The 23,653-nt window shown below is 40.0% G+C and carries 20 protein-coding genes; 12 read left to right on the top strand and 8 right to left on the bottom strand.

All coding sequences use genetic code 11. From position 1 onward, the window contains the following. The first annotated feature begins 292 nt into the window (after positions 1-292). The 4 genes from PR675_RS13395 (at position 293) to PR675_RS13380 (ending at position 5,135) form a co-directional block, all read left to right on the top strand. Positions 293-1,099, top strand: coding sequence for a protein bax (locus tag PR675_RS13395; protein ID WP_014656915.1), 807 nt, complete (start codon positions 293-295; stop codon positions 1,097-1,099). A 260-nt stretch (positions 1,100-1,359) separates the two neighbouring features. Beyond that, a complete protein-coding gene (locus tag PR675_RS13390; protein WP_004925973.1) occupies positions 1,360-2,778 on the top strand; it encodes an MBOAT family O-acyltransferase in 1,419 nt (472 codons plus the stop codon). Continuing rightward, positions 2,765-3,952, top strand: a complete 1,188-nt coding sequence (locus PR675_RS13385) for an SGNH/GDSL hydrolase family protein (protein ID WP_041705094.1) — start codon at positions 2,765-2,767, stop codon at positions 3,950-3,952. Before PR675_RS13390 ends, PR675_RS13385 begins: the two co-directional genes overlap by 14 nt. Continuing rightward, positions 3,903-5,135 (top strand): SGNH/GDSL hydrolase family protein, encoded by a 1,233-nt coding sequence (locus PR675_RS13380; protein WP_060560905.1) that lies wholly within the window; start codon positions 3,903-3,905, stop codon positions 5,133-5,135. The genes PR675_RS13385 and PR675_RS13380 overlap by 50 nt, the downstream gene beginning before the upstream one ends. Positions 5,136-5,363: 228 nt before the next feature. On the opposite strand, the gene gntU is transcribed toward PR675_RS13380, so the two are convergent. From gntU to gntR, 3 genes are all read right to left on the bottom strand, one after another. After that, a complete protein-coding gene (gntU, locus tag PR675_RS13375) occupies positions 5,364-6,722 on the bottom strand; it encodes a gluconate transporter (RefSeq protein ID WP_004925967.1) in 1,359 nt (452 codons plus the stop codon). Further along, on the bottom strand, positions 6,719-7,261 hold the full coding sequence (gene gntK / locus PR675_RS13370) for a gluconokinase (protein WP_004925965.1): 543 nt from the start codon (positions 7,259-7,261) through the stop codon (positions 6,719-6,721). The genes gntU and gntK overlap by 4 nt, the downstream gene beginning before the upstream one ends. A 193-nt stretch (positions 7,262-7,454) precedes the next feature. Then, a complete protein-coding gene (gntR, locus tag PR675_RS13365; protein WP_004926113.1) occupies positions 7,455-8,450 on the bottom strand; it encodes a gluconate operon transcriptional repressor GntR in 996 nt (331 codons plus the stop codon). Between the two features lie 202 nt (positions 8,451-8,652). On the opposite strand from gntR, the gene PR675_RS13360 reads away from it, so the two are divergent. The 8 genes from PR675_RS13360 to PR675_RS13325 all read left to right on the top strand — a co-directional run bounded on the left by PR675_RS13360 (position 8,653) and on the right by PR675_RS13325 (position 17,177). Further along, positions 8,653-9,678, top strand: a complete 1,026-nt coding sequence (locus PR675_RS13360; RefSeq protein ID WP_060560903.1) for an ABC transporter substrate-binding protein — start codon at positions 8,653-8,655, stop codon at positions 9,676-9,678. After that, a complete protein-coding gene (locus PR675_RS13355; protein ID WP_014656919.1) occupies positions 9,675-10,679 on the top strand; it encodes a FecCD family ABC transporter permease in 1,005 nt (334 codons plus the stop codon). Before PR675_RS13360 ends, PR675_RS13355 begins: the two co-directional genes overlap by 4 nt. Continuing rightward, positions 10,676-11,443 (top strand): ABC transporter ATP-binding protein, encoded by a 768-nt coding sequence (locus PR675_RS13350; protein ID WP_004925950.1) that lies wholly within the window; start codon positions 10,676-10,678, stop codon positions 11,441-11,443. The genes PR675_RS13355 and PR675_RS13350 overlap by 4 nt, the downstream gene beginning before the upstream one ends. Positions 11,444-11,453: 10 nt before the next feature. Further along, a complete protein-coding gene (locus PR675_RS13345) occupies positions 11,454-12,272 on the top strand; it encodes a class I SAM-dependent methyltransferase (protein WP_060560902.1) in 819 nt (272 codons plus the stop codon). Continuing rightward, on the top strand, positions 12,269-13,114 hold the full coding sequence (gene modD, locus PR675_RS13340) for a ModD protein (RefSeq protein WP_040132720.1): 846 nt from the start codon (positions 12,269-12,271) through the stop codon (positions 13,112-13,114). The genes PR675_RS13345 and modD overlap by 4 nt, the downstream gene beginning before the upstream one ends. A gap of 108 nt (positions 13,115-13,222) precedes the next feature. Continuing rightward, positions 13,223-15,232, top strand: a complete 2,010-nt coding sequence (locus PR675_RS13335; RefSeq protein WP_040132719.1) for a TonB-dependent receptor plug domain-containing protein — start codon at positions 13,223-13,225, stop codon at positions 15,230-15,232. Between the two features lie 475 nt (positions 15,233-15,707). After that, complete coding sequence (locus PR675_RS13330) at positions 15,708-16,697, top strand: winged helix-turn-helix domain-containing protein (protein WP_040132718.1); 990 nt, start codon at positions 15,708-15,710, stop codon at positions 16,695-16,697. Beyond that, positions 16,698-17,177 (top strand): FidL-like protein, encoded by a 480-nt coding sequence (locus tag PR675_RS13325; RefSeq protein ID WP_004925940.1) that lies wholly within the window; start codon positions 16,698-16,700, stop codon positions 17,175-17,177. It abuts the gene before it with no gap. Between the two features lie 69 nt (positions 17,178-17,246). Here the strand turns inward: PR675_RS13325 and PR675_RS13320 are convergent, their stop codons facing one another. From PR675_RS13320 to PR675_RS13300, 5 genes are all read right to left on the bottom strand, one after another. Beyond that, a complete protein-coding gene (locus PR675_RS13320) occupies positions 17,247-18,299 on the bottom strand; it encodes an isoaspartyl peptidase/L-asparaginase family protein (protein ID WP_004925938.1) in 1,053 nt (350 codons plus the stop codon). A gap of 75 nt (positions 18,300-18,374) precedes the next feature. Beyond that, a complete protein-coding gene (locus tag PR675_RS13315; RefSeq protein WP_004926106.1) occupies positions 18,375-19,142 on the bottom strand; it encodes a fimbrial biogenesis chaperone in 768 nt (255 codons plus the stop codon). A 34-nt stretch (positions 19,143-19,176) separates the two neighbouring features. After that, a complete protein-coding gene (locus PR675_RS13310; RefSeq protein WP_014656925.1) occupies positions 19,177-20,439 on the bottom strand; it encodes a hypothetical protein in 1,263 nt (420 codons plus the stop codon). A 120-nt stretch (positions 20,440-20,559) separates the two neighbouring features. Beyond that, the gene (locus tag PR675_RS13305; RefSeq protein ID WP_014656926.1) at positions 20,560-23,100 is read right to left on the bottom strand and encodes a fimbria/pilus outer membrane usher protein; all 2,541 of its coding nucleotides are present in this window, start codon (positions 23,098-23,100) and stop codon (positions 20,560-20,562) included. A gap of 95 nt (positions 23,101-23,195) precedes the next feature. Further along, a partial coding sequence (locus PR675_RS13300; protein WP_272582762.1) for a fimbrial biogenesis chaperone occupies positions 23,196-23,653 on the bottom strand: 458 nt, incomplete at its 5' end.

The raw sequence follows: 23,653 nt of genomic DNA, 5'->3' as shown, positions 1-23,653 counted from the left end.
AATAAGCAAAATAACCTTATAATAACGAGGTGAACTGTATGTTATTTACCCATATTTGAGTTAGGTTAACTTGTTTTTTGTATCAATACATCATTAATATTTATTAGTTTTAAATGTAATATTAACATAAGAAATACAAAAACATTATTAAACAAGGGTAAGTTAAACAAAAAATAAATCACAATGTGAAAATGCAGTAATTTAGCTAAAGTCAGCCGGATAAAAGTAGCTACCCAAAAATTATTCTGTTACTATTCGCTCGATTTTTGTTCAGAGAAATTAGGAGAAGCAAATGCCCTCTCGAACGATGAGGACAAACGCAGTCTTCGCTTTCTTACTGTTATTTTTATTTTCGGGGTTGAGTTTTGGCTCAACAAGTACCAGTACCACACTCAAGAAAGAGTATTCTCACAAGGCCGTGCAGAGCTCAAATCAGGCTCATACACCTCTGCCTGATTTGCGAAAATACCCATCCGGTACACCACGTAAGAAAGCGTTTTTAAAAACGATTGTCCCTGTGATTGAAAAAGTCAATCAAGAAATCATGGCTGAGCGTAAATGGTTACTTTCTGTACGCAAAAACAAAAAGTGGAGCGCACAAGAACTTCGCCGTCTAGCTCAAATATGTAATAGCTATGGTATGACCTGTACCAGCCCAAATAGAGTCAATTGGGATAAGCTGTTAAGCCGTGTTGATATCATGCCAACCCATTTGGTTGCGACCCAAGCAGCCACTGAGTCAGGTTGGGGAACGTCACAGCTAGCACAGCAAAACGGTAATTTATTTGGTATGAGATGCGGCAGAGGTTGCCAAGTCAATCAGGGGAAAATTAAAGGCTATTCCGCCTATAACTCTGTTGAAGAGACCGTGTCTGCCTATATGAAGAATATGAATACTCACAATGCCTACGAGTCACTACGATCGTCTAGAGCAAAACAACGTTTATCAAAAGATGAGCTAGATACAACCAAGCTTATCAATGATATGAAAGGGTATTCACAACTAGGTTCCTCTTATAACCGTTATTTGCAAGAGATGTACGTGAGCAATGAAGAACTGATTACACAAGCTCAAAAAACGGCATCGACTCGAATTTAATTTGTATCACCAGGTACAAGTACTCATCTAAAATCCACTTTTTTATAAAGTGGATTTTTTCTTATTGCAACCAGGCCGATTATTAATATGATGTGAATACACATTTATACTTCAAATAATTCGAGATGCCGTTAAGCGATACAGAAACACACACTAAGTAGATCCCCTATTTTGTGGCACGTGTGAATAAATGTAGTCGGTAGCGCAGCTAACTTGATGTATGACGAGTATGCAACAATAATTAACAATCTGAGTCTTATATGAATTTTTTCTCATTCGAGTTTCTTGGCTCTTTTTTGGTATTTTTCCTTATTTACTGGAGCTGCCAGCCTAGTGCGAAGCTTCAAAATGGGCTACTAATAACCGCAAGTTATTTTTTTGTTTATTCCTTTAATCCCGATTTTGCTTATATCTTATTCGGCTATACCCTATTTATTTATTTTCTTACTAATTGGGTTTCAAATTGGCTTTCCAATAAATGGGTATTTACATTACTCGCGATAGGAATAATCAGTTGCTTTACTGCATTTAAATACTACTCATTTTTTCAAGAAACACTCCAGCAAACCTTCGATAAATTGGGGCTTAATGTAGGTTTACCTATTATTGAATTATTAGCGCCGCTTGGACTCTCTTTTTATGCTTTCCATTCCGTCAGCTATACACTTTCAGTTTGCCGCAAAGAGATCCCCAAAGCCGATTTCTTCGATGTCGTGCTATACCTTAGCTTTTTTCCGAGTATTGTCGCTGGTCCAATTAACCGAGCAAAGAATTTTATTCCACAAATTCAAGCAGAAAGCCGCGAAATACTGGATGCGCGAAAAGCAATCCTACTTATTTCATTAGCGCTGGTTAAACTGTTTCTATTTAGTGCCTATTTATCGGAAAACTTTGTGAACCCTGTCTTTGATGCGCCAGCAGGCTTCAGTGCAGGGGAAATACTCGTCGCAACCTATGCCTATGCATGGAATATTTATTTTAACTTCTCAGGTTATACCAACTTAGTAACTGGTATTGCCTTACTCTTAGGTTTTCGAGTTCCTGTTAACTTTAATGCGCCTTATATGGCGGCCAACTTAAAGGAATTTTGGGCGCGTTGGCACATTAGCCTCTCGACATTTATCCGTGACTATATCTATATCCCACTAGGAGGCAACCGAAAAGGCTTTAGTCGGATGAATACGAATGTCTTTTTGGCAATGGTGATTTCTGGATTATGGCACGGTGCGGCAATGACCTTTGTTATTTGGGGAGCCATTCATGGCCTAGGGATTGTCTTACTCAACCTTAAGAATCTATGGATGGAAAAATTAGGTTGGGCCAATAATCGATTTAATCACACCGCGACCACACTTATATCGCGCATTGTGACATTCCATTTTGTCTGCTTTGCTTGGATATTCTTCCGCAGCCAAACCTTTGATGACGCACTCATGATGATCTCACAGTTTGGGGCGCCTGGATTTATTGCATCGATAGGCTCCAACCTCGGCCTATTAATCGCATTTTGGGCATTATTGCTGTTGTACCCTTATTTTGTACAGTCATATCACTATATTGCGAAAAAGTACCAAAATATAGCTTGGTACTATTACCCTATTCCACTCGCGCTTATTTTGACTGTTATGTTTATGCTTTCACCTTCAGGAATGCCGGGATTTATTTATGCTAACTTCTGAGTTTAAAAGAAATCTAATAAAAACCGGACAAGTCTTTTTTATTGTTTTGGTCGTAGGGCTATTATTAATTTGGCTCAATCAAGGTTCATTAGAGCGTTTTTGGCAGCAAAAATATCACCGCGATCCCCCTTGGGCGTCTCTGTCTGGAAACCCTGTTTGGGATTATGGTGCTTATTTAAATGAGGGTTCACTCGCTGCGGGTAGTACTTTCCTCTATCATGTGTCAGGGCAGCATGCTCAAGATACTAAAGACGCAGAAGCACTTGCCATCGCAAATGAAAATAGCAAACGCACCTTTCCTGAAGGCTATCAAGTTGGGCTACATTTTATTAATGGCTATCTCTATCCGGCAGAATCTCTCTCTGTCACCTTCCCTGAATTACTCAAACGCCAACAAGCGCGGGCGACATTAAAGGGCAACAAACTCGGTCCAGTAAAAGTCGCTCATACCGGGCCTATTGAGCCTAAAACGGTGGCGAAATTAGAGAAAGGTGATCAGGTTCTGTTTGCGGGTGATTCGATGATGCAAGGTGTCGCACCACATGTGAAAAATATGCTATTGAAACACTATAATATCGATAGCATTAACCTGAGTAAGCAAAGCACGGGGCTTGCTTATCCACGCTTTTTTAATTGGCCGCAAACCATTTCTAAAGCGTTGAATGATAACCCTAAAATTAAAGTGCTGGTGGTTTTCCTTGGCCCTAATGACCCATGGGATATGCCACCAGATACGGGCTATAAATATGTGAAGTTTAAAAGCGAAATATGGGAGCAGGTGTATCGTTCTCGCATTAATGATATATTAACGACTGCGCGCCAACATAATGTCGATGTTATCTGGGTTGGCCCTCCCAATATGCGCAAATCTACTCTATCAGAAGGTATGAGGTTCCTAAGGAGTCTCTATCAATCCGAAGTCGAAAACAGTGGTGAAATTTATTTTTCCGTGAATGATGTCTTTAAATACAAAGACCTCACTTACTCCGATTATTTCGGCGACGATAGCAGCAAAATTAAGCTCAGAAGTGGTGATGGGATCCATTTCAGCCCTAAAGGGCAACAAGCGATAGCTGAAAAAGTATTTTCATTAATTCATTTTGAAGAGGAAAAAGAGATACCTCATGAAGCAGAACAAACTGCGTCAAGCCAAATCCAAGTTAGCGGCAGCTAGCGTCATCGCTTTGCTGTCGCTAAGCTTGTTGTCCTGTCAACAAGATGCCGAGCGGACGAGTCAAGGTTCAACACGAGGTGGTACACTCACAAATGTGAATGTACGTGGGCAGCTCATCAATAACGCTGAGCCAAACCTCAGCCACTTTGCGAGCAAACTAAAGCAAGGTCATCAACAGGTCCATATTGTTCAAATTGGGGATTCTCATACTGCTGCCGATTTCTTTAGCGGTAATTTAAGAACATTGTTCCAACAACGCTATGGTGATGCGGGGCCAGGTTTTGTACCTGCGATTTCCATTCCGGGGCAGCGTACTGCGACAATTAACCGTAGAAGCGATAAACAGCAATGGGAACTGTTTAGTAGCCGTAAGGATGAGCGTTTCGATTACCCTCTTGGTGGGCTTATCGCGTTACCAATGACATCGGCGAGCACTGTACAACTGATGCCATTGCAAGCGGCAAATGGGGTTTATCAACTGCAAGCTCTTTACCAAAACACAGCGGGCAGTCAGATGAGTGTCTCCCCTGCGGCTTCATCACCCGTTGCATTACCCGCAACAGGCAATTATTGGCGCTTCTCTTCTCCTGTGAATACTCAGTTACCGGCTGAAGTTACTGTAAGTAATGACAATAACCTCAAGCTAGGAGGGTGGATGTTGCGCTCAAATCGTCCGGGCGTTATGTTATCGGCGATCGGCATTAATGGCGCGACAATCAATATGATTGATAAATGGCAGCCACAATGGGTTGAAACATTGGCACAGATGTCACCCGATATGGTGATCTTAGCTTATGGCACTAACGAAGCATTCAACGACAAGTTAGATTTAATTGCGTACCAGCAAAGCTTGCGTGAGAAAATTCGTCAAATCCGCCAATATATGCCAAAAAGTGTCATCGTTTTAGTCGGCCCTAATGACTCAATTAAATTTAACGATGCCACAAGCTGCGATGCCAAAATGCCTGTGCATTTAAAGAATGTTATCAAGATCCAAAAAGCGATAGCAGCACAAGAAAATACTCTATTCTGGGATTGGCAGGATTTTATGGGTGGGCCTTGCTCGATTCGTTCATGGGCCGCACAGGATCTCGCACGACCTGATAATGTTCACTTATCTGCCGAAGGCTATAAAAGAAGTGCGCAAGGCTTTTATCAACAGCTTAGCCAGTTATTAAACTAATCTAAAAAGCAAATGGCGAGATACGCTCTCGCCATTCTTTTTAGCAGCAAATACATTCATCGCATTATCTGCCACTCTTATTACCATCGCCCCTATAAACAACAATGCTCGTATGGTACGGATCTCCTATCGAGTGGTCATACAAAATTCGCTTAATGAATCTCTTTGGAATTGCCCTATTTTGCTCACTCCTCCCCGAACGCGATTGGCTTTCGGGGAGTCGTTAAATTACAAGAAAGCGAAGAAGATCATACCGACTATTGCCCCTGTAGTACCGAGGATAGTTTCCATAATGGTCCACGTTTTCAATGTCTGAGCTTCCGTTGCCCCCGTAAACTTACCAAACAACCAGAAACCGGAGTCATTCACATGGCTTAAAATGAGTGATCCACCAGAAATACAAGTCGCTAATGCCGCCAATTGTGCCCCTGAATAACCTAACTCACCAACTACAGGCAAGACTAACCCAACCGTTGTTAAACAGGCTACCGTTGCCGAGCCTTGGATCACACGGACAGCGCCAGCAAGGACAAAACACGCAACGGCAATAGGCAAGCCTGCACCGATTAATGAATCACCTAATGCGGGGCCAACACCGGAATCAACAAGTACTTGCTTAAAGACACCACCAGCACCCGTTACCAATAAAATGATCCCCGCAGGTTGGATTGCCGCAGAGCAAACCTCCATGACTTTTTCTTTATTCATGCCATAGCGGAAACCTAAACCGTAAACAGCTAGCAGACACGCTAATAATAAAGCCGTAAATGGATGACCAATAAACTCAAGCCAATGCTCAAGCGTAGAGCCTTTTTCAACCAAGTGTGTTCCGATGGTTTTCAGGCCTACTAATACCAATGGGAACAAGACTAAAGATAGGCTAAACCCGAAACTTGGCATTTTGCCGTGATCCATCGTTGGTGCTTGGTAATCCGCTGGGATATCAATACTGACGTGTTTACTAATAAAACTGCCAAAGAGTGGACCTGCCAATAACATACCGGGTATTGCCGCACACAGACCAATTAAGATCATCCAGCCATAGTCGGCGCCCATTTGTGAAGCAACCAACATTGGTGTAGGCCCTGGGAGTAAGAACGCAGCCGCAGCTGCTACCCCTGCAAACAACGGAATAGCCATGCGAACAACATTATGACCTGTGCGGTTTGCTACAGCGAATACCACCCCAATCAACAGCACGATCGCAACATCAAAAAATAGTGGTAATGCACAGATTAAACCGGCGATCCCTACAGCGTAATGCGCTCTTTTCTCCCCAAATAATTGGAGTAGTTTTGTCGCAACCTGATCGAGCGCGCCTGTTTCGTGTAAAATTTTCCCAAACATGGCGCCAAGTGCGACAACGATAGCCAAGAAACCGAGTGTTCCTGCCATCCCTTTTTGCATCGTTTCTGTGATGTCTTGCACTGGCATACCTGAAAATAATCCAGCGCCGATAGAGACAATCATCAATGCAACAAAAGCATGTAAACGGGCGTACATGACAAGAAACAGTAATAAAACCACAGAGCCGACCGCAGTCAGAACGAGTGTCAGTGTGCTTAATGCTTCAACTGGGGTGTTCATGAATTGCCTCCAGAAACAATTTGATGAATAGCCGTACGTGTATTTTCAATCACTTCATCAAGTGATGGGCGAATATCGACAACATGAACATCCTGTTCTTCTGATGTAGGCTCTTGCAGTGCCTGAAATTGTGATACCAACATTTCAGGCTTAAAGAAGTGCCCTTTACGTGCTTTGAGGCGATTTTCAATGAGCTCAGCATCCCCTTTCAGGTAGATAAAATAGAGATTCTTATTACCTTCTCTTAACTTATCGCGATAACTTTTTTTCAATGCAGAGCATACAACCAAAGAAATAGGGTTGGTTCGCTGCATTGCAAAAATGGCATCATTTAATGCTGCAAGCCAAGGTTGGCGATCTTCATCATTCAGTGCGTGGCCCAAAGCCATTTTTTGAATATTTGCTCTCGGATGCAGAAAATCACCATCTAAAAAAGCCGCATTTGTTTTTTGAGCGACACCGCTTGCGACAGCCGATTTACCGCTACCCGATACCCCCATAAAAACAAATGTATAATTTTGTGCTTGGGTATCACTCATGGGAAACTCCTCAGGTGTTAAATAAAAAAGGTACGCTTATTTTTTGTTTACCGATGATAGAAACCGAATTGTTACCGGTAACAGTTACCAGTAACATTATCAGCAGTGCGGCTATTTTTAGCAATTATCTTGATAGGGAAATAAAGAGATCTGTGATGCCTCTCTCACTAATATGCTGCATCACTTTTTAATTTCAAATACTTTCACCGGGCAGTAACTCAAAACCAACATCAAATAACGTTTGTGGTAACTTTTTACCATTAATGCGCGCAAGCAGTACTTCGGCGGCCTTACGCCCCATGCTATCCCGAGGGGTTAAAACACTGGCTAATTTCGGCGTCATGACTTGCCCAACATCATGACCGTGAAAACCTGATATTGCCAAATCTTCAGGAACTTTAATGCCAAGACGCTGGCACTCAAAAATAGCACCGATGGCAAGGTCGTCGTTGGTACAAAATAAACCATCTGCCTCGGGGTATTTTTCTTTGCACTCATGAAGTAACTGAGCGCCTAATGAATAAGAAGAGCTTGCTTGCGTCATCACATTACGAGGCTCCAACCCCGCATCACGCATCGCTTGCTCATAGCCTTGTAGCCGAATAAAGGTCCGTTCATCATATCGAGCGCCAAGATACACCACATGTTGGCAGCCACGCGCTAACATAGCTGCTGTCATCTGCCGTGAGGCTTCAAAGTTATCAATACCGACAGCAACATCTAAACACGGAGAGACGCTATCCATGATCTCAACCACAGGGATCCCCGCAGTCTTCAACATTCTAAGCGTGCGATCAGTATGGGTACGCTCTGCTAAGATCACACCGTCAATATTGTAAGAAAGTAGAAAAGTTAAGCGCTCCTCTTCTTTTTCAGGAAGGTAACCATAGTGTGCTAGCATGGTTTGATAACCATAATGGTCAGTCACTGTTTCAATACCGCGGATCACTTCAGCAAAAACTTGGTTGGTCAGCGACGGTAACAGAACACCAATCGCATGGCTGGTTGCATTAGACAGCAAATCAGGGGCCTTATTGGGAATATACCCTAACGCTTCCACCGCTTGAGCAATTTTACCGCGTAACACTTCAGAAACCTGCTCTGGGTTTCGCAAAAAGCGACTAACTGTCATTTTCGTGACACCGACTCTGTCGGCAACATCCTGTAGTGAGGGTCTTTTTTTCTTCATATATTCCGTGTTTCTAACTTACGCAAGTGCGAGTGACTATGTTCAGCGATCTTTGTATGGATAGCAATGTTTGTTACTGATTTACATCACAGAATAGCGGAGTTTTCCGACTAATGTCTCTTTTGTTATTGACTCCTTAGTATGACTCCGTTAACTTCCGCGCTATATATCAATAAATATAACGAAATTTCTTTTTAGCACTATGGGAATCAATCGTAGACTCTTTATTCAATCCTGCGCGGCGTTAGCGGCACTCGCTTATTTGCCTGCTTATGGGCGCATTGAACAAGCGTTGTTTGGTGTATTACCACAACCAAACAAAATCCAGCGTGTAATGAGTTCTGGTCCACCTGCAGATTTACTGCTATTTGCTTTAGCCCCTGAAAAAATGGTTGGATTCTCATCCATTCATTTGCAAAAAGAGCATGACGAACTATTTGCTCAACAATGGCGAGATTTGCCTATTTATGGTCGCCTAGCAGGTCGAGGAAGTACGCTATCTTTGGAAAAGCTGCTCGATTATAACCCACAGTTAATAATTGATACTGGAAATATTGATGACACTTATCGCTCTCAGGCGGCGAAACTTGCCAAACAAACAGGCATTGCTTATTTACTGATAGCCGGAGGGCTACAAGATTCAGCACAGCAATTACTTCAACTCGGTGAGACCTTAAATGTACCGCAGCAAGCTCAAACGCTCAGCACACTTGCCAAACACTATTTGCAAGACGCGAAACAATTCGCCATACAACACCATGAGAATGCCCCCAGTTTCTACCTAGCTAGAGGCGCCAAAGGTTTACAAACAGGCACCCGAGGCTCTATTCATACTGAAGCCATAGAAATATTAGGTTTCCGTAATGTCGCCGATATTCCTAATTTTAGGGGGTTAACAGAGGTTTCAATGGAACAACTGTATGATTGGAACCCCGATATTATTATTACTCAATATCAAGAAGCCGAGGAATTTATTCGCCAATCCGCGTTATGGAAAGGGTTAACGGCGGTTGCCACTAACCAATTACTGACCTTTGGAGGAATGCCATTTGGTTGGCTTGATGGCCCCCCAGGAATTAACCGCCTCTTAGGCATGCGCCGGTTACAAAGCCATTTTGATCAACAAATCGAATCCACCATACGCGATGACATCAAACAATTTTTCCATCTGTTTTATCACTCATCGGTGACTGATACGCAAATTGATAGATTGATGGAATTATCATGAGTCGCACAATCAAACCGTTACTTCTTGTTATCGTTTTTATCGGCGCCCTGATCATTGCATTAATTAGTGGTAAGTATTCACTTACGCTTAATCAGCTCATTGATTTAGTTGTGTCTGAATTTACCTCACAAACTCTCGCCGATGACCCACGCAATGCCACTGTTTTTTGGCAAATACGTTTTCCTCGCACACTCGCCGCGATGGTGATTGGAGGAGGACTGGCGATTGCAGGAGCGGCTTATCAGGGAATGTTTCGAAATCCATTAGTATCACCCGATATACTTGGGGTTTCAGCGGGGGCTGGGGTAGGTGCTGTTATTGGTATATTTTTAGGTCAATCGCTGCTCTACATTCAACTAGCCGCCTTTGTTGGTGGGCTATTGGCAGTATCTTTAGTGTGCCTAATTGCCCGAATGGCGCGCCAGCATGACCCCATTTTATCTCTCGTCTTAGTTGGTGTTGCGATCAGCGCCTTATGTGGTGCAGCCATCTCTTTAATAAAAATTCTTGCAGACCCTTATACCCAATTGCCTTCTATCACCTTCTGGCTATTAGGCGGGCTTTCATCCATCACCCAAAGCGACCTACTGTCTGTGTTGCCCATTATGTTGGTTGGCATTATGCCACTGTTACTGTTGCGCTGGCGCATGAATTTACTGAGTCTCTCTGATGAAGAAGCGAAAAGTTTGGGGATCAATGTCAGCTTAATGCGAACAATATTTATTATTTCAGCAACATTGATTACCGCCAGTGCGGTATCCATTGCAGGGATCATCGGTTGGATTGGCTTAATCGTTCCGCATATCACCCGAATGATAGTGGGCGCTAACTTCCGCTATCAACTCCCTGCCTCAATGGCTATTGGAGCCATTATGTTACTCATTACCGATACACTCGCTCGCACTATTGCTTCCATTGAGCTTCCACTCGGCATATTAACTTCAGCGGTCGGTGCCCCTTTCTTTTTGGCAATCCTTTTACAAACACGGAGTGCCAAATGAACCTAATCAGACTGGAAAATGTGGCGATTGGCTATCATCATCAAGCCATTATGACAAAAATTAATTTCGCGTTACAAGCTGGCGCGATGACCTGCCTTCTCGGTGCGAATGGGTGCGGCAAAACAACGCTAATGAAAACTTTATTAGGGCTTCTTCCTGCTCTTGAAGGTCACATTTTATTAAAAGAAAAGTCTCTCACCTCTTATAAACCGGCTGATATAGCGAAAGTAATTGCTTACGTACCTCAAGCTCATGATACCCCGTTCACTTTTACTGCCATAGATATGGTCATGATGGGGCTGACGCCTCACCTCTCACTCTTTTCTGTTCCCGGCGCCAAAGAACGCGTACTCGGGCTAGAACAACTAAAAAAGCTGGGGATTGAGCATCTTGCCTCGCGTTTATACAGCACCCTCAGTGGGGGAGAAAAACAGTTAGTATTGATAGCCCGAGCCTTAATCCAAAAACCAATCATGTTAATTATGGATGAGCCCGCCGCGAGTTTAGACTTTGGTAACCAGATCCGTTTATTGAAGCAAATTGAACAATTAAAAGCAGATGGGATCACTGTTCTCATGTCGACTCATCACCCACAGCATGCTGCCGCCATTGCAGATAATGTTATCTTACTGGATAAACATGCTGGCGTAAGACAAGGCTCTGCCGAAAGTATGTTAACACTTACCAACCTAGCAAGACTCTATTCTATTGATGAAGAGAGTATTGCCGCTCATTTTCAGCTTCCAGCTCATTTTACTCGCTAAGGTGAAAGTTATGCTTATTGACCAATTAGATTTTGCTCAGATGTACCAACAACATATGCAACAAGCCCAGCGTTCACGCAAAGAGCCTGAGCATTGGGATAAAAAAGCGCAAAAAATGGCACAAACCTGTGCAAACCCACAAGATCCCTACTTAATTCGTTTTCGTGAACTCATGGATTTTACTGGTGCAAAAACCTTATTGGATGTCGGATGTGGGCCGGGCTCTGTCTGTTTGGCACTGGCAAAGCATTTCACCACCATCATTGGTATTGATTACAGCCAAGGTATGCTTGATGCTGCCCAAGAGCGTGCGAAAGCAATGGATATCAATAATGTTCGATTTGAACAATTAGCATGGGAAGATAACTGGGCGCAATTACCTAAAGTCGATATCGCCGTCGCTTCACGGTCCACTTTAGTCGATGACCTTAAAACAGCCTTATTGAAGCTCAATCGCCAAGCAAACTTACGTGTTTACACCACGCATACTGTAAACCCAACCTTTATTGATGAAAATATCATCCAATTTATTGGTCGGGAAGTCGTTCGCTTACCGACTTACATCTATGCGGTGAATATTTTGCATCAAATGGGAATAAATGCGCGAGTCGATTTTATTAACAGCCCAGATAAAGGCGGATTTGAACAGGTTGAAGATTTTGTCGAAAGCGTCAATTGGTCACTCAAAAATCTCTCTGATGAAGAGATTGCAAAATTACACCAATATTACGACCTGCAACTCGCGTCAGGAAAGCGCATTCCCTATCCTGCGCGCAACTGGGCCATGGTGTCATGGGATGTTGTTGATGAAATGAGTCTAACATTATGATTTATTTACCCGATAGTTTTATCGACCAGCTACTTCTTGATGATATTCAATATGGCGATTTAACAACACGCTCTTTAGGCCTGCATACTCAAGCAGGCACAATGACATTGGTTTCGAAACAGGGTGGGTGTATCAGTGGTATTGATATTGCCTCACGCATGCTAAATAAACTCGGTATTGATTTTCAAGCTAATTATCGTGATGGCGACGTGGTTCCAGAAAATAGCTGCTTAATAAAAGCCTCTGGAACAGTAGAAGCCCTTCATCAAGCATGGAAAGCCGTACAAAACGTCCTTGAATGGTGCTGCGGTGTTAGTCACTACACCCACCAAATGGTCAGTCTCTTAAAGCGTTATCAACCTGATGCCCAACTTGCCTGTACAAGAAAAACGGTGCCGGGAACAAAGTTACTTGCATTGACCGCTATTATTGCTGGCGGCGCTATTATTCACCGAGCAGGGAGTGCGGAAAGCATTCTATTGTTCACCAACCATCGTCGTTGTCTTGCCGACCCCGATGATTGGCACTCGCATATTCATACACTTAGGGAAGCCGCCCCTGAAAAACAGATTATTGTTGAGGCAGATAATAGACAACAAGCGACACTCGCCATTGAGGCTGGCGCCGATATTGTTCAATTAGATAAATTCAGCCCAGCACAAATCCGCCAATTGCATCAACAAATACAAACACAAAATCGTTTATGTCGGCTATCTGCGGCTGGAGGGATCAACTTACAAACAATAGAGGCGTATGCGCAAACAGGCATTAGATTGTTTGTCACATCGGCTCCTTATTACGCTCCCCCCAGAGATATCAAAGTAAACATTTTCACAGGATAGACCTAATTTAAACGAACCCTATGTTGCAAAGGGTTCGTTTTCTCAATAAACGACGCACATCGTTATATAAAAAACAACATATCGATTTAGGCAAATTGGAATTTTATGATGAAAATAAAACAGATCACTTATTTAGTTGGGATGGCACTATTTACTACACACAGCTTTGCAGCCACCTTTGAAAAATTAGCTAATCGTGATGTGATGAGTGTTTGGAGTACACCACTCGCAGCCGATGAAAACATCATGACTCAAGCGCAAATGAAGCAGCTGAATAAAACAAATGTTGCTCAAGCGCTTAGTACAATGCCTGGTGTAGTGATCCAAAAATCAGGTAATCGTAATGAAACTCAAGTGAATGTCCGTGGTTTTGATAGTCGCCAAGTACCTGTGTTTTTTGATGGTATCCCAACTTATGTTCCTTATGATGGAACATTAGATCTTGGGCGTTTTATGACCAGCGAACTCGCTAGTGTTGAGTTGTCGACAGGCTATACGTCATTGTTACAAGGCCCCAACTTGATGGGCGGCGCCATAAACTTAACGACCGCCACACCTAAAAAACCTTTAGAGGCCAATATCAATCTAAATCAAGGCTTTGCTCGCGGCGCTGATAATGCGCGCAATATCAGCGCTCGTTTAGGCGGTCGTAACGATCTTGGCTTTATTCAGCTCAGTGGTAGCCAATACAAACAGCGTTTTATGGGGTTGCCTGATTCGGCTGATAATAACCCATTAGCCGGTAGTCACGGTCGTCGAACTAATTCAGCCACAGACGATAAGCGTTTAATGTTAAAGATGGGCTGGACGCCACGCGACGCTGATGAGTATGTGGTCACTTATTTAAAACAAGATGGCGATAAAAATAGCGCCCCCAGTGCTGATAATAAAAAACAGCAAATTTGGCAGTGGCCAGAGTATAACAAAGAGAGTATTTACTTTAATGGTACGACCCAAGTTACCAATGATATTGCGCTGCAAAGTCGGCTCTATCACGACAAATTCAAAAATACGCTCCATCAATACAAATCAGTTCAGGATTATCGAGCAGGCAAATACAATTACAGCCACTATGACGATTACAGTAATGGTGCCGATATGCGTATCGATTTTACCCTTCGTGAAATAGACATGCTGTCGTTCGCTGCCCACTGGAAAGAAGATATCCACCGCGCACGTAGTAATAAAGTCGTTCCTTATGATCGTTATAAAGATCAAACTTGGTCAATCGCCACTGAATACCAATGGGTTGCAACCGATCAGCTTGATATCATTGGTGGGCTTGGCTACGACTGGCGCAATAGTGATGATGGGAAACGTTATTTATACAATAAACAAAATGTCGTTACTGGGATTGAAAACTATGAAGATAACCGCCAACGTGCCTTCAATTGGGAATTTATGGCCCGTTATCATCGAGCAAACAATGATACGGTACAATTTTCAGTGTCAGATAGAAGCCGTTTCCCAACCCAAAAAGAGCGCTACACTAAAAATAAGATGAAAAACAATGATAGTTTTATCATCAACCCGCATCTTGATGCAGAGCGTGCTTTAACATTTGATCTCACTTATAAAGGCTACATCACCGCCGATTGGTCCTACAATGCTAGCGCTTATTATAATCATGTCTCTGATGCCATCATGGCACACTACATACATTATGACCCCGCCGCGGGCAGCGACGTTTATCAAAACCGTAATAGCGGTAAGGTTAATTATGCTGGGATTGATTTAGGCAGTCATGGCCAAATTACTGACTGGATGGCTGCGGGTTTAAGTTATAGTTATATTCATGCTGACCCAAAACACGATAGCGTAAAACATGTTGCAGAATTACCAACACATAAAGCGTTCGTTTGGATTAAGTTTATGCCTAATGAACCATTTAGCATTACAGTCACAGAAGAAGCAAGAAGTTGGGCATTTAATTATATTGATAGTAATGAGAAAGTTAGGGGTTTTGCAAAAACGGACATTCGCTTTAATTATGATCTAGGTCATGGAATTTCTATAAATTCGTCAGTGAATAATTTATTTGATAAGTCATATCAATATACCTCTGGATATATTGAAGAGGGTCGTAATTACTGGTTGGGATTTGAATATAACTATTAACCATCAATTAATTTAGGTAAGAGGTTCATCTCTTACCTAATAATTAAATAGATAATAAGACTTATATTAAATCACTATTTTCAAATAAAATTTAATAATATAGGTGCTTGTACTTAGGATTCGTCTTAATAATATTTAATCTCTTAAGCCCATTATCATAGCCAAACCTATATTTTAGTGATATATGGTTTTTTACACATATTTAATGCTATATACAGATATATAATTCTAACCTTACATAATTATACATTACACAACTCTGTTTTATCAGCTATATCTATATATTTAAGTCTAAACTCATCAAAGTCTCATAGCGCAATACTTGAAGTTAATTGATTCCGTATTTAGACTATAGGAATTATAAATATTCATAAAAATATACTTTTACTAATACTTTTAGATTTTAGAAAATTATTCAGTTTTTATCATGATTTCGCCGTCTTAGGATTAGAAATTAGAGAGAGCAACCGTGTTCATGAAAAATAGCAAAGACTATCTCATAAATAATAAATTTATTTTTGAGACAGGTAAGAACTTCATTTTTATAAAGAATGAAGTTGATAAGTTCGTTGAGTTATCAAAGCCTGCATCACGACTATTGAATGAAATCATCATACTTAACCAAAAATCCAAAATTGCTACAAGAGAAGAGCTACTGATAAAAGTTTGGGAAGAGTATGGCTTAGTAGGTTCAAACAATAACTTAAATACTTATATTAGTGAAATAAGAAAGAAATTTGAGTTGATCGGTATCGACCCAAAATCTATTGTTACCGTTCCTAAAAAAGGATTTCGTTTTGATTGTGACGCCTTAGAAACCATCACTGATGAAAACGATACGCCATATTTGCCAGAAGAAGAGATAGTCGTACTAAATAGCAGTGATGTTACTTTAGGTTTAGATGACTATGAACATTCCGTTACGCATTCTTCACAATATAGTGAAAAAAATGCTGAGGAAGCAACAACTCAATTTGTTGATCAGAAATCAATTATAGAAGAGCATCTTCATCAACCACGACAAGATAATTCGATATCAGAATTATCATCAACCGTACAAGAAGAGCCACAACTGCTCAAAATACAGAATAAGGGTAAGTTTAAAAATAACCCTATTTTGTTCGCTTTGATTGCAATGTCATTATTTTTGTTCATTTTTGTTTTCTATTACACCACTAATTCTAATGCAAGCATGGAAGTAAATAGCTACATGACAGTCAGTGAGCGAGACAAATGTTTGATACAAATACCTATTAATCTCATTGAAAGCTCAACAAAAGATAGCATCGATTTTGTGAATAAAAAACTTGATAAATATAATGTAAATTGTCAAGAGCCTAAGCGTGTTATCTTACTTTCAGAGCCGAATAGTATTCAGTCTGTTGATAAAAATATATCCCTTAGTATTTGTAAGGAAAAAAAGGCTCAATATGACTGTGTATCAATCAATGATCAGAGAATTTAAATGAAAAAATATATTTTATTGTTTTTATTTGTTTTTATTTCGGCTGTGGCAACAACAACATTTATCTATAATAAAGATAATGATGTGAATATTTGTAACTCTGATATTTTATGGATAAAAGATAACGGTACCGATGATGGGATTATGCTGAAGTCAAAAACCAGTGTACTCGTCGCAGATGATAATACCGGAAGAATGAATATGTATGGTTATATCAAGGAGAATAATATTTTTTATCGCCTTGATAGAGCGCTCTATTTTAGCTACCACGCGATTGATAAAAATAACCATTATTCGATACGGTTTAAATCGTTATCGATCACAAGTTCGGATAACGTTCCTCAAAAGCTGTTTGCAAACTTTATTCAGCTTGAAGAAGAAAAAATACACTATTATATTAATTTAACTAAAATGGATGATAATATTTACATTATCAAAGATGAAGCCTACTCATCATTTACTTGCCATGCTGATAAATAGAAAAAGCCTACTTAGAAAAAGTAGGCTCAGCCGTGAAAATTTCAGAAAAACACTCAAAAGGGTTAATAACTAAGGCCCAAATATGGCTACTTGTGGAATGCCATCCTGACCGATCGTTCCACGAAACATTCCCTTCGTATTGAATTGCATAACAAAATTACCTTTGCTATCTATCGCAATAATACCACCCGTACCACCCATATTTTTCACAGAGTTTAAAGTATTCATCACCGCTTCTGCTAACGGTGTATTACTGTATTTTATTTGTGCCACAACATCATAAGCGGCCACTCCACGAATAAAAACTTCACCTAACCCCGTGGTAGAAATTGCAACTGTATTATTATCAGCATATGTTCCTGCCCCAATAATAGGCGAATCCCCAATACGACCGTAATGCTTATTGGTGCTGCCACCTGTAGAGGTTGCCGCAGCAACATTTCCACGGCTATCTACAGCTACTGCACCTACCGTGCCATATTTATAATCATAAAGCAGAGGATCTTCAAATAAGGCAGCATTTAGCCCTTTTTCTTGATCAATTTTATGGCTAATTTCTTTGACTTTTTTTAGCTGTTCAAGTCTAGATTCAATAATAAAATAAGAAGGATCAACGAGTTCCAACCCCTCAGCTTTTGCAAATTGTTCTGCACCGGTACCACCCATCATAACATAAGGGCTTTTGGTCATAACTTTATAAGCCGCTATAATTGGATTTTTAATGTTAGAAACCCCAACGACGGCCCCCGCGGTATGGTCACGTCCATCCATAATGGAAGCATCCAGTTCTACTTTATTATCCGTAGTTAAAGATGCGCCTTTACCCGCGTTATATAATGGAGAATCCTCCATGATGATCACAGCGGCCTGTACAGCCTCAATACTGTCTCCACCTTTTGATAAAATTTCATACCCTGCTTGCAAAGCTTCTTTCAACTTTAATTCATGTTCTTTCTGTAATTGAGGTATAAGTGATTTTTCTGTTATATCACCAGCTCCTCCATGAATTAACAACCTAAAATTATTATTTTGTTGAGACATTGCAAAAGAAAATGGGAATAATAAAATAAAAAAACTCAGAAAAAGCGCTAGTATTTTATGTATATAGAATATTTTTTTCATTCGAAAACCGTGTAAACTAATTACCAAATATTACTCTTTCTGAGTTTTAGACCGGAAATAACTAAGATGAGTCGTTTATAACGTTGTTGTACGCTGTTCTAAAGGCATAGAAAACTCGTCCAGCACTCTCCAAGTTACTTTCGCGCCACTAGGAACAGATTTATTTTTCAGTTTAAACCTTTGCTCTCCTTTAGGAATCAATGGTTTAAATGTTTCATTTCTATCAATCTCAATAGAATTCACTGAAATATCTTCGAAAGTCATATATATAGGTGAATTATTTGTAACAATAAGTTCATTATTCTCCACCCTAAATTGTAATTTATCCAACTCTTCTTTAATTCTATAATATTCAAGCTGTTTTGGTCGGTAATATACTTTAAAATTCATCACGCGTACTACTGATAACTCAGAATTATGCTCGACATTATCACCCTCCTTTGGTACTTCAGAGGTTGGTATTGCTCTAAATTTAGCGATATATACAGACTCTCTGTCTTTGGGCATTTTTGACACATCACCAGCAAAGATAACTCGCCAATAATAGCGAGTTTTACCCTCTAATTTGTGTAATGGTGGCGTAATAATGAAAGGGATTTCTTCAGTATTACTATTCAATAAAGTAATGCCCGTATTCGTATCTAATGCTTCCATAGAGCCTTGGATCAGATAAGGGAGACTCTCTTTATTCCGTAAAGAAATAGAGATACTTTTATTACCTTCAACATAAGTACTCCGTATTAACTGAAAGCTAATACTATCCGGAATGTTACTATATGCAGATGTCATCGACAAAAAGAATAGAGCACCTAAAATAAATATTATCTTGCCTAGCTGTCTCATATTACTCTCTTAAACTATTAATGCTTAATATTGATCAAACCTTAGTATACACTAGCAATTCAACTCTTCCTTTATACTTACCAGGTTTTACATCACGATTCTTACACATTAACCAACGTATGTTTAAGTTATCATTTTCAGCTTGCGCATTTTTGTTTAGTGGAATATCTGAATTATCAAACTTAATTAAATTTGATTGATTCGTTGCGTCGCAACTCAGCGCAGGGATATTACCACCATCAAAATATGGTGCCCCTATAACCCAAGGTTTTACTGTACTCTTCTCACCTGAATCAATTTGTTCTAATTCCAGCTTCGTTAAATTGTCACCTTTGGCTTCACCCATTCTCGGAATTGCAGACATATATAACGGATTCCCTTGCCCGCTACAGTTAAATGTTAACCGCGATTCTAGTGGGATTGAATCAGCACGGCCAAAAGTTTCGTGGAATACAGTACCACTTGCTGCACTTATACGACAAACTCGGGCTATTTTAACATTGGTAATAAAGCGAACCTTTATCTCCCCATCAGCTCTAAAACCTTTATGTCCTCCTAAGCTTACAAGTCTAAAGGCACTATTATCCATTATAAAGTCACCAGGAACCGCTTTTCCATTTAAATAGACTTCTAAAGGCTTAGCAATAGAAAACTGAACATGTTTGGTTCCACCATAGCCTATAGTTATTTTACCTGGTGGAATATAACATAAATTTAAACCTTGGGTTTTTTTTGGATCAATAGACTTAAGATTTGCTATCGGTTCACCAAGAACACCCGAATATGATGTCTTTAACCCTTGAGTGCCGTTAGGTAAGTTTAAATTGATATCAACTTTAAAGCTAGGAACAACCCACGCGAATAAACCAGAAGCGTCTGTGTGTTTCATTTTAAAAGCAAATTTTTTACCCTGACCTAATACCGTATGTTCTGATGCATTAAAGGTCTCTGCTCTGCAACGACCTGAATAGTCAGAGATACCGACTATTGCGAACTCATCATCCCATTCTCTATTGTTAAGCGTTGAAGTGGTGTTCGGGTAATATTCAGGACGTTGAGTATAAATACCATACTCTGGAGGCCCCATCGTAATCGATGTCGCCCCCATCATCCTTGCATCAAGCAGATGAGGTGTCCCCTCAGGAACCTCATCATCTAGGTCAATCATACCATAGAGCTGTACAATCATTTGACCTGCCTGCATTGGACCTTCAGCATGCGCATTAGAAAAAAGCATCCCTATCGACATAGCTGATAAAGAAATCGCTTTCAAACATTTAGAAATACTTTTACTCATAACTGAACCTACCTTAACAAATATACAGTCAATCATTTATAATGCGCTAATTCATCTCATGTTCATTTTGAACGCTATCAATAAAATAAATGATTTGCTTTTTAGTGTATTAATAACAAGCTAGCGGCATTCTGCAGCAAGAGTACGAACAGGCTGCGTACTTGTTGTGATAACTTTATCTAGGCCGGTGAATTTCAATACACAATGTTGTTCTTGACCACTTCCCCAGCTAATATTTAATGTACCTGAATTAGGTAATCCACTCATAAATAGCTTATTATTATCACCTACAATACCTGTATTTTCTTCTACCACGTTACTTTCTACTAATGTAGCGATGGCTCCAAAAGGTACTGCACTTCCATTTGCCATACGTATATTAAAGAGCACCTGATAACCCACTTTTGTATCGAATTTAGCCTTAACAAAAGCCCCTGCCGATGGATAAATAGTCTTGGTTGTCTCCTTCAGCATGACATCATCAGGTAAAGTATTCACATCTAGGGTCACAATATTAGAGCTATAAGGTGTTGCATATGGATATAACGCATAACCTTGCCCGTTAACAACGGTATTTTGGTTATTCGTTTTTGTTCCTTTTGCTTCTGGAGCCTCAATAATAATACCACTATCACCAATTGTACGGCTAAACAGCACTCCGCCTTCGTGTAATAACATTCCACCGGACAAGCTACCATTCACAGACTGGTTATTTTTTGAGTAATTATAACCCGCAGATATGCCAAAATTAGGCGCAGAGTAACTAGAGCTTAGCGTACCGCTTCCACCAACTCCTTTATTTCCATATGCTTGAGAAATTCCATAAGAGAAACTACCATCTCTGGAAGTACCACTGATCCCTACCTGTTGGTTAATATAACCATCATTATCTTGACTGTAAGAATATGTACTATACATATTCTCTATTAATTCATTATTAGAGAATATACTAAATGGAATATCTACGTTGATAGATATTTGTCTGTTCTCAGGCCAACTTTCTTTATCTTTAATACGGTCAATGCTGTAGTTTACTGAGTAGTTAACTTTTTTAAATGAACCATTATATCCTATGGATAATTGTTTCACTTTCCTATCTATTTCCCAATAGTCATAAATACTACCGGAGATATAAACACTTCCGTACTCCCCTAACGACTGTCTTAGTGCCGTCGTGAAGCTACTACGTTGACGTTGATTTAACCACGGTGCCACATTATCTTTTAGCTTATGGTCATAGTTATTAAAATCAGCAAAACTAAAATACGAACGAGTTGAATAACGTAAAGCTGTCAAGTCAACAGATGTCCCTGTCGATGCCATACTTTTTGAATATCTTATTCTGAATGACTGCCCTGAACGATCACCAAGATTACCATCCATATTTGCTGTCGCATGGGTGATATCTGCAGATAACGCCCCAAATGTTCCCAAAGATATTCCAAGACCTGCCGCAGCAGAAAAATAGTCTTTAGCCATCAATAGCCCACCGTATAGTGTGCTATTTGTAGGTAATCCGTAAATAAATGACCCTAAAAAGAAATCAGATTCTCTAGAGGTTTTGGTATATCCACCATCATAACGACCTACAACGGCCTCATATTTATAACCATCAGGACGAAGCATCACAGGTAAAGATGAGAAGGCAACTGTTGATGTTTTCTCAGTACCATTCTCCTCTTTAATGGTGACATCTAAGTCACCCGCGTTTCCTGTAGCGTAAATATCTTTGATGACAAACGGACCAGGGGAAACATAAGTTTGATAAACAATATAACCATTCTGGCGGATAGTGACCATTGCATTTGACTGCGCGATACCTCTAACTTCAGGTGCAAAACCTCTCATACTACTAGGTAACATTTGCTCATCAGATGCAATTTTCATCCCTTTCAATGGAACGGCATCAAAAACATCACTTCCTGAGCTGATTTCCCCGACAGAAAAAGTGGATTTGATAGAATGTAGTGCACGCATAACATAAGTATTAGAGAAATTCGTTTGGTCTTTTTCTCCCTTAGACTTACTATATGCTAAATTTGATCTTAACCTCCAAGGTCCTGCATTTAACCCTGCACGGATGTTCGCAAACATATTTTCATTTTTAATTATTTCATTTGCGTCATTTCTGCTTTTGTTACCACTGACAAAATAATTAAAAAATAATGCAGGAACACCATCATCTAATAAGCTAGGATCGATATAACCTTGTACCTTGTTATCCATAGCTATTTGAGGAATAGTTAACGTTAATCTTAGGTTTTGGATGTTAGGTGTCACCGTAGCATCTGGAATATATTTAGAAAGGTCTAAAATAGAGGTATCCGGATTAACGCCATTGAAACTCGGTAAAGTTTTAGTAGCCACGCCCCAGTCCTCCAAAAGTTTTGGAGTAAACTCGGGAACAACCTCACCTTGAGGGTTTAATTTAAAATTAACTTTTTTACTACCCAGAATATTACGGTTTACTTCAACAGTGATCAAATACTCACCAGGAGGCACACTATTCGTTGCAGTAAATTTAGATAAGTCAATCTGAGATGCGTCAACCCCCAACTGACTTTCTAACATTGTTGGATCAAAATAATCGTCACCATAGGAATATAGAGACAAAAAAATTAGTGACGATAACATACTTATTTTGAATAATTTCATTTCCATTTCACTGACCTTTATTTGCCTTTATATTCCCAAAGTTAATCGTTAATAATTTAGAAACTCTTAGATATATAAAGCTAAAGCACCTTTAAAATTTATTAATTATCAACAGATCCGTATTTATAGTGATATACATCAGTAGCAGAACCATAATCGTTCATAAAACGCCATCCACCGCTCATTTTCTCGCCATTAAATTTTATTTTATCTAAAACATATTTATTGAAGGGTGGAATTAGTATTGTTTCTTTTAACTCATTACCATTGTAAGTAAAATCGACAATAGTCATATTAAATGGAGTAGGATTATCAATAACCCATTTACCATTACTTTTATTGATAGTAATTTTTTCATAATCCGAGGTTTTAGGGGCGGATATACCTTCCGGCCGATAAAAAGCCTTGATAACAATCGCCGTTACAAATACAACACTCAGCTTATTTTCTTGTTCATTATTTTTTGATGTTGGCGGTATAGCTCTTGCCTTAAAGTAAAAGAGCGACTCTCTATCTTTAGGTAGATTAGAGTAGTCATTGGGTCTAATTCTTACTGTCC

Source organism: Providencia sp. PROV261 (genome assembly GCF_028477945.1).
GTDB classification, from domain to species: Bacteria; Pseudomonadota; Gammaproteobacteria; order Enterobacterales; family Enterobacteriaceae; genus Providencia; species Providencia stuartii.
This window is presented reverse-complemented; position numbering and strand designations above follow the sequence as displayed.